Here is a 6747-nt window from a genome sequence, read left to right on the forward strand (position 1 = left end):
TTCGGATGAGAGCCGTATCGTGGGCGCCATGAGTGGACCCCTGCTGCGTCTGGTGGTGCTGTTCGGGGGCGTCTCCGCCGAACACGATGTCTCCTGCGTGACCGCAGCGCACGTCCTGGCCGCGGCCGACCGTGCGAAGTACGACCTGGTGCCGATCGGCATCGCCAAGGACGGCACGTGGCTACGCAACGACAAGGCCATCGCCGCGCTCGTCGAGGGCGGTGACCTGCCGGATTCGCTGGAACCGGCCGGGACAGTCGTCGACCCGCTCGCGGTCATCCGGGGCGACGGACAGCCGAACCCGACCGTCGTCCTCCCGTTGCTGCACGGACCGCACGGCGAGGACGGCACCATCCAGGGCCTGCTCGAGCTCTTCGGTGTCCCCTACGTCGGTTCCGGCGTACTCGGCTCGGCACTCTGCATGGACAAGGCCGCCGCGAAGATCGTCGCCCAGCAGGCCGGCATCCCACAGTGCCGGTGGGTGGAGTTCCGGGACGGCATCGACGACTCGGAGACGGTGGTCGCGCGCGCGGTCGAACAGCTGGGCCTCCCGGTGTTCGTCAAGCCCGCCAACATGGGCTCGTCGGTAGGCATCACCAAAGCCCACGACGCAGCCGAACTCGATCGCGCGATCGACATCGCACTCCGCTACGACGACGTGGTCGTCATCGAGGAAGCGGTCGTCGGCCGGGAGATCGAGGTGGCGGTACTCGGCACCACCTCGCCCGAGACGTCCGTCCCCGGTGAGATCCTGCCCGGCAGCGACTTCTACGACTACGAGGACAAATACGTCACCGGAGCCGCCCGCCTGGTGATCCCCGCCGGAATCCCCGACGCCGCAACCGTCGAGGTCCAGGAGTTGGCCGCGCGAGCCTTCGCCGCGCTGCGGTGCTCCGGCCTGGCCCGAGTCGACTTCTTCTACGAAGAGGAGGGGCGCGGCTGGCTGCTCAACGAGGTGAACACGATTCCCGGCTTCACCCCGGGGTCGATGTACCCGAAGATGTGGGAGGCGACCGGACTGCCGTACGCCGATCTCATCGACCGGCTGGTCACGCTGGCCCTCGAGACACATCGTCGACGCGCAGGGTTCGCAACCGACCACTGATCCCGTCCCCGGCCGGGCCCGCCTGCTGTGCTGCGCCGACCATCGCGGAAGCACCACGCGGCGCGCCAATCCCGGCTACGCCGAGGAAACCGGCGGTAATGTCGTCGACGTGACCGAACCACGAGCACAGGCGCCGGGCGCCCTGCGAGTGGTGGTGTACTCCGACGACGCCGACACCCGCGCCCAGGTCATCGGCGCACTCGGCAATCACCCGGACCCGCGCATCCCGGAATTGAGCTTCATCGAGGTGGCCACCGGTCCGATGGTGTTCGCACAGCTCGATGCCGGAGTCGTCGACGCGGTCATCCTCGACGGCGAGGCCTCCCCCACCGGCGGAATGGGGATCGCGAAGCAGATGCGCGACGAGATCGACCCCTGCCCGCCTGTTCTGGTCCTGCTCGGTCGTGCCGACGACCGCTGGCTGGCCGACTGGTCCCGTGCCGACGCGACGGCCACACTGCCGGTCGATCCGATCGCACTCGGCACAGCCTTCGTCGAAATTCTGGTCTGATCTGCCACCCCGTATGAAGGCCCTGCGCGGGGCGCCGCATCGGCGAAACGCCGACCGCCAAAAGGCCACACGCGCTACGACCCGCTTGTAGGGTGTGGTGTAACTCACATCAGCCTCGAGTTGCCGCACGCGACACACCCGAAGCATCCACCACACCAGCTGTGGAGGTCGCCTGTTGAACGCTTACGTACCGATCCTGGTCCTCGGCGGCGTAGCCGCGGCCTTCGCGGTCGTGTCGGTGTTCATCGCCTCGGCGATCGGCCCGAAACGGTACAACCGCGCCAAACTCGAACCGTATGAGTGCGGCATCGAGCCCGTCGCAGGCACCCACGGGTTCTCGACCTCCCGAGCATCAACGCAGACACTCGACCGACCGACGAGGGCGGTGCAGCGGATCCCGGTGAAGTATTACCTCACCGCGATGCTCTTCATCATCTTCGACATCGAGATCGTCTTCCTCTATCCCTGGGCGGTCGCGTTCGACGCCCTCGGATGGTTCGGACTGTGTGCCATGGCCCTGTTCATCGTCAATGTGTCCGTCGCCTACGCCTACGAGTGGCGTCGCGGCGGACTCAGTTGGGACTGACGGGAACCGACGGACTCCGAGAACACACCGATCGCGCCGACAGAGGAGGAGGTGAGGTGACGTGGGACTCGAGGAGAAGCTGCCGAGTGGATTCCTGCTGAGCACCGTCGAGGACCTGGCCGGGTTCATGCGGAAAGGGTCGCTGTGGCCGGCCACATTCGGACTCGCCTGCTGCGCCATCGAGATGATGGCCACGACCTCGGGTAAGTACGACCTCGCCCGCTTCGGCATGGAGGCATTCCGGGCGTCGCCACGCCAGGCCGACCTGATGATCGTCGCCGGCCGGGTCAGCCAGAAGATGGCGCCGGTGCTCCGACAGATCTACGACCAGATGGTCGAGCCCAAATGGGTTCTGGCGATGGGGGTCTGCGCGTCGTCCGGCGGCATGTTCAACAACTATGCCATCGTCCAGGGCGTCGACCACGTCGTCCCGGTCGACATCTACCTCCCCGGATGTCCGCCCCGGCCCGAGATGTTGCTGCACGCGATCCTCAAGTTGCACGAGAAGATCCAGGAGATGCCACTCGGCGTGAACCGCGAGGAGGCGATCTGGGCGGCGGAACAAGCTGCGCTGCAAGCGACCCCGACCTTTGAGCTGAAGGGGTTGCTGCGATGAGAGAACTGCTGGGATGAGGGAGCAGCTGCGATGAGCACGGACGGACCCGACGGCATCCCGCCGGAGCCGGGGATCGAAGCCGCGTCCGACCCGGCCCCGGAGGTCATCGGCGTCCGCCACGGCCTGTTCGGCGTCCGTGGGACCGGTGACACATCCGGCTACGGTGGGCTGGTCAGCGCGATCACTGTGCCGGGCAGTTCGACTCGCCCCTACGGCGGCTACTTCGACGACATCGCCGACCGCCTGGAGGAGGCGCTGTCGGAGATGGGCGTGGCCATCACCGACGCCGTCGAGAAGGTGGTGGTCTTCCGGGATGAGATGACCTTGCACGTCTCCCGCGATCATCTCGTCGCGGTCGCGCGCACGCTGCGCGATCGTCCGACCCTTCGCTTCGAGCTGTGCCTCGGCGTCAACGGCGTCCACTACCCCGAGGACGTGGGGCGGGAGTTGCACGCCGTCTACCCACTCGCCTCGATCACCCACAACCGACGAGTGCGACTCGAGGTCTCGGCCCCGGACTCCGACCCGCTCATCCCCAGCCTCTGCGCCGTCTACCCGACCCAGGACTGGCACGAGCGCGAAACCTACGACTTCTTCGGGATCGTGTTCGACGGCCATCGATCGCTGACCCGGATCGAGATGCCAGACGACTGGCAGGGACACCCTCAGCGCAAGGACTACCCACTCGGCGGAGTCCCCGTGGAGTACAAGGGAACCCGGGTCCAACCGCCCGATCAGCGGAGGGCATACGACTAGATGACCAGCATCGACAGGAACACGGGCGCCGAACAGACCTACACGGTCTCGGGTCAGGACTGGGACGAGATCGTCACCGCTGTCCGCGATCGTGCCGCGCAGCAACCGGGCGACGAGCGGATCGTCGTCAACATGGGACCGCAACATCCGTCCACGCACGGCGTGCTGCGCCTGATCCTGGAGATCGAGGGAGAGACCGTCACCGAGGCGCGCTGCGGTATCGGATACCTGCACACCGGGATCGAGAAGAACCTCGAGTACCGCAACTGGATGCAGGGCGTCACATTCGTCACCCGGATGGACTACCTATCGCCGTTCTTCAACGAAACCGCATACTGCCTCGGGGTGGAGAAGCTACTCGGCATCACCGAGGACATCCCCGAACGCGCGTCGGTGATCCGGGTGCTGTTGATGGAGCTGAACCGCATCACCTCACACCTCGTGGCGCTCGCCACCGGCGGGATGGAACTCGGTGCGGTGACGGCCATGTTCCTCGGCTTCCGTGAGCGTGAACTGATCCTCGACCTGTTCGAGATGATCACCGGACTCCGGATGAACCACGCCTACATCCGACCCGGCGGTGTCGCGGCCGATCTCCCCGACGGTGCGATCGACAAGGTTCGAGAGGTACTCGACCTCTTGCCTACCCGACTCGACGAGCTCGGTGACCTGTTGAACGACAACTACATCTGGAAGGCACGGACCCAAGGGGTCGGATACCTGGACCTCACCGGCTGCATGGCACTCGGGATCACCGGTCCGGTCCTGCGCTCGGTCGGCCTGCCACACGATCTCCGGAGATCCGATCCGTACTGCGGCTACGAGGACTACGACTTCGACGTCATCACCGAGACGACCTGTGATTCCTACGGCCGCTATCTGATCCGGGTCCGTGAGATGCGGGAGTCACTGAAGATCGCCCATCAGTGCCTCGATCGTCTGCGGCCCGGTCCGGTCATGGTCGCCGACCGCAAGATCGCCTGGCCCGCCGACCTCGCCCTCGGGCCCGACGGCCTCGGGAACTCACCTGAGCACATCGCCCGCATCATGGGCGCCTCGATGGAGTCGCTGATCCACCACTTCAAGCTGGTCACCGAGGGCATGCGTGTCCCGGCCGGGCAGTGCTACATCGCGGTCGAGTCCCCGCGCGGAGAACTCGGTGTCCACATGGTCAGCGATGGCGGCACCCGACCGTACCGCGTGCATTACCGCGATCCGTCGTTCACGAATCTGCAAGCGGTGGCAGCGATGTGTGAAGGCGGCATGGTCGCCGACGTGATCACCGCAGTCGCGAGCATCGACCCGGTCATGGGAGGGGTGGACCGATGAGCGAACCTGTGTTCGTCGACGTCAGCGCGCCGCCGAGAGAAGGCACACCGGTGGTGATCCCACCGGCGGTCCCGGCCATCACCTTCGGTGGACGCGACGCGTACCCCGACGACGTGGCCGGCCGCCTGCGCACCGACGCTGACGCGATCGTCGCGCGGTATCCGCAGGCCCGGTCCGCGCTGCTGCCGCTGCTGCACCTGGTGCAGTCCGAGGACGGCTTCATCACCCGGGCCGGCATCGAGTTCTGCGCCGCCCGACTCGGCCTCACCGCGGCCGAGACCGCGGCGGTGGCCACCTTCTACTCGATGTTCCGCCGCACACCGACCGGGCAGTACGTCGTGGGTGTCTGCACCAACACGCTGTGCGCGGTGATGGGCGGTGACGAGATCCTCGCAACAGTGCGCGAGCACCTGGACATCGAGCCCGGCGAGACCACCGCCGACGGTCGGATCACCTTGGAGCACCTGGAATGCAACGCCGCCTGCGACTTCGCGCCGGTCGTCATGGTCAATTGGGAGTTCTTCGACAATCAGACACCCGACTCCACCGTCGACCTCGTCGAGGATCTCCAGGCGGGTGTCGAGGTGACCCCCGCCCGGGGAACCGGGCCCGTCCCCACATTCCGGCAGACGTCGCGCATCCTCGCCGGCGTCCCGGTCAGCGACCACGACGACGGGGCAGGATCGTGACCACGGTCGAGCAGCGTTCGGTCGATCCGCCGGAACCGCCTGTCCTCAGCCGATACTGGGGTGAACCCGAGTCGTGGTCGTTGGCCTCCTACGAGCGACACCACGGCTACGTCGGTCTGCGCGCGGCCCTCGCCATGGCCCCGGACGATCTGATCGAGATGGTGAAGGCGTCCGGTCTCCGAGGCCGGGGCGGCGCCGGGTTCCCGGTCGGGTTGAAGTGGTCGTTCATCCCCCAACCCGACACCCCCGACGCCGCACCGCACTATCTGGTGGTCAACGCGGACGAGTCGGAGCCGGGAACCTGCAAGGACATCCCGTTGATGCTGGCGACCCCACATGCCCTCATCGAGGGTGTCGTGATCGCCGCCCACGCGATCCGTGCGCGCACGGCGTTCATCTACGTCCGAGGCGAGGTGGCATCGGTCGTTCGTCGGCTGCGGCGGGCCGCAGACGAGGCATATGCCGCAGGCTATCTCGGCACGAACATCCTCGGTTCGGGTGTCGACGTCGAATTGGTGGTCCACGCCGGCGCCGGTGCCTACATCTGCGGGGAGGAGACGGCACTCCTGGATTCCCTCGAGGGGCGACGCGGTCAACCCCGACTGCGTCCTCCCTTCCCCGCCGTCGCGGGTCTCTACGCCAGCCCGACCGTGGTCAACAACGTCGAGTCGATCGCAAGCGTGCCCCCCATCGTCCGCAACGGAATCGACTGGTTCCGCGGCATGGGTACCGAGAAGTCCCCAGGGTTCACCATGTACTCGTTGTCGGGGCACGTCACCCGTCCCGGCCAGTACGAGGCGCCACTCGGCATCACGCTCCGCGAATTGCTCGATCGGGCCGGAGGTGTCCGCGCGGGCCATCGCCTCAAGTTCTGGACCCCGGGCGGCTCGTCGACGCCGATGCTCACCGACGAGCACCTCGACGTGCCACTCGATTACGAAGGTGTCGCCGCAGCCGGGTCGATGCTGGGCACCAAGGCACTCCAGATCTTCGACGAGACGACGTGTGTGGTGCGCGCGGTACTGCGATGGACCGAGTTCTACGCCCACGAGTCGTGCGGCAAGTGCACCCCCTGCCGGGAGGGCACGTACTGGCTCGTGCAGCTGCTCCGCAGACTCGAGGACGGCGCCGGCGTGGAGAGCGACCTCGACACCC

At 66.9% G+C, this 6747-nt stretch carries 8 protein-coding genes; all 8 read left to right on the forward strand.

The features are described from left to right. Nucleotides 1-28: 28 nt before the first annotated feature. Nucleotides 29-1105, forward strand: coding sequence for a D-alanine--D-alanine ligase family protein (locus tag GS4_RS07380; protein WP_040509771.1), 1077 nt, complete (start codon nt 29-31; stop codon nt 1103-1105). Between the two features lie 109 nt (nt 1106-1214). Continuing rightward, the gene (locus GS4_RS07385) at nt 1215-1616 is read left to right on the forward strand and encodes a response regulator transcription factor (protein ID WP_007619104.1); all 402 of its coding nucleotides are present in this window, start codon (nt 1215-1217) and stop codon (nt 1614-1616) included. Between the two features lie 175 nt (nt 1617-1791). Further along, entirely contained in the window at nt 1792-2202 is a 411-nt protein-coding gene (locus tag GS4_RS07390) for an NADH-quinone oxidoreductase subunit A (RefSeq protein ID WP_007619106.1), read from the forward strand. 61 nt (nt 2203-2263) lie between these two features. Further along, nucleotides 2264-2818, forward strand: a complete 555-nt coding sequence (locus GS4_RS07395; protein ID WP_007619108.1) for a NuoB/complex I 20 kDa subunit family protein — start codon at nt 2264-2266, stop codon at nt 2816-2818. 30 nt (nt 2819-2848) lie between these two features. After that, entirely contained in the window at nt 2849-3574 is a 726-nt protein-coding gene (locus tag GS4_RS07400; RefSeq protein ID WP_007619109.1) for an NADH-quinone oxidoreductase subunit C, read from the forward strand. Then, a complete protein-coding gene (gene nuoD, locus GS4_RS07405) occupies nt 3575-4903 on the forward strand; it encodes an NADH dehydrogenase (quinone) subunit D (RefSeq protein WP_007619111.1) in 1329 nt (442 codons plus the stop codon). It begins immediately after the preceding gene. Further along, nucleotides 4900-5592 (forward strand): NADH-quinone oxidoreductase subunit NuoE, encoded by a 693-nt coding sequence (gene nuoE / locus GS4_RS07410; protein ID WP_007619112.1) that lies wholly within the window; start codon nt 4900-4902, stop codon nt 5590-5592. The genes nuoD and nuoE overlap by 4 nt, the downstream gene beginning before the upstream one ends. Further along, nucleotides 5589-6747 (forward strand): NADH-quinone oxidoreductase subunit NuoF (gene nuoF, locus GS4_RS07415; RefSeq protein WP_007619113.1); only part of this gene is annotated, 1159 nt, incomplete at its 3' end. The genes nuoE and nuoF, both read left to right, overlap by 4 nt.

The organism is Gordonia soli NBRC 108243 (assembly GCF_000334455.1).
In the GTDB taxonomy this organism is placed as follows: domain Bacteria; phylum Actinomycetota; class Actinomycetes; order Mycobacteriales; family Mycobacteriaceae; genus Gordonia; species Gordonia soli.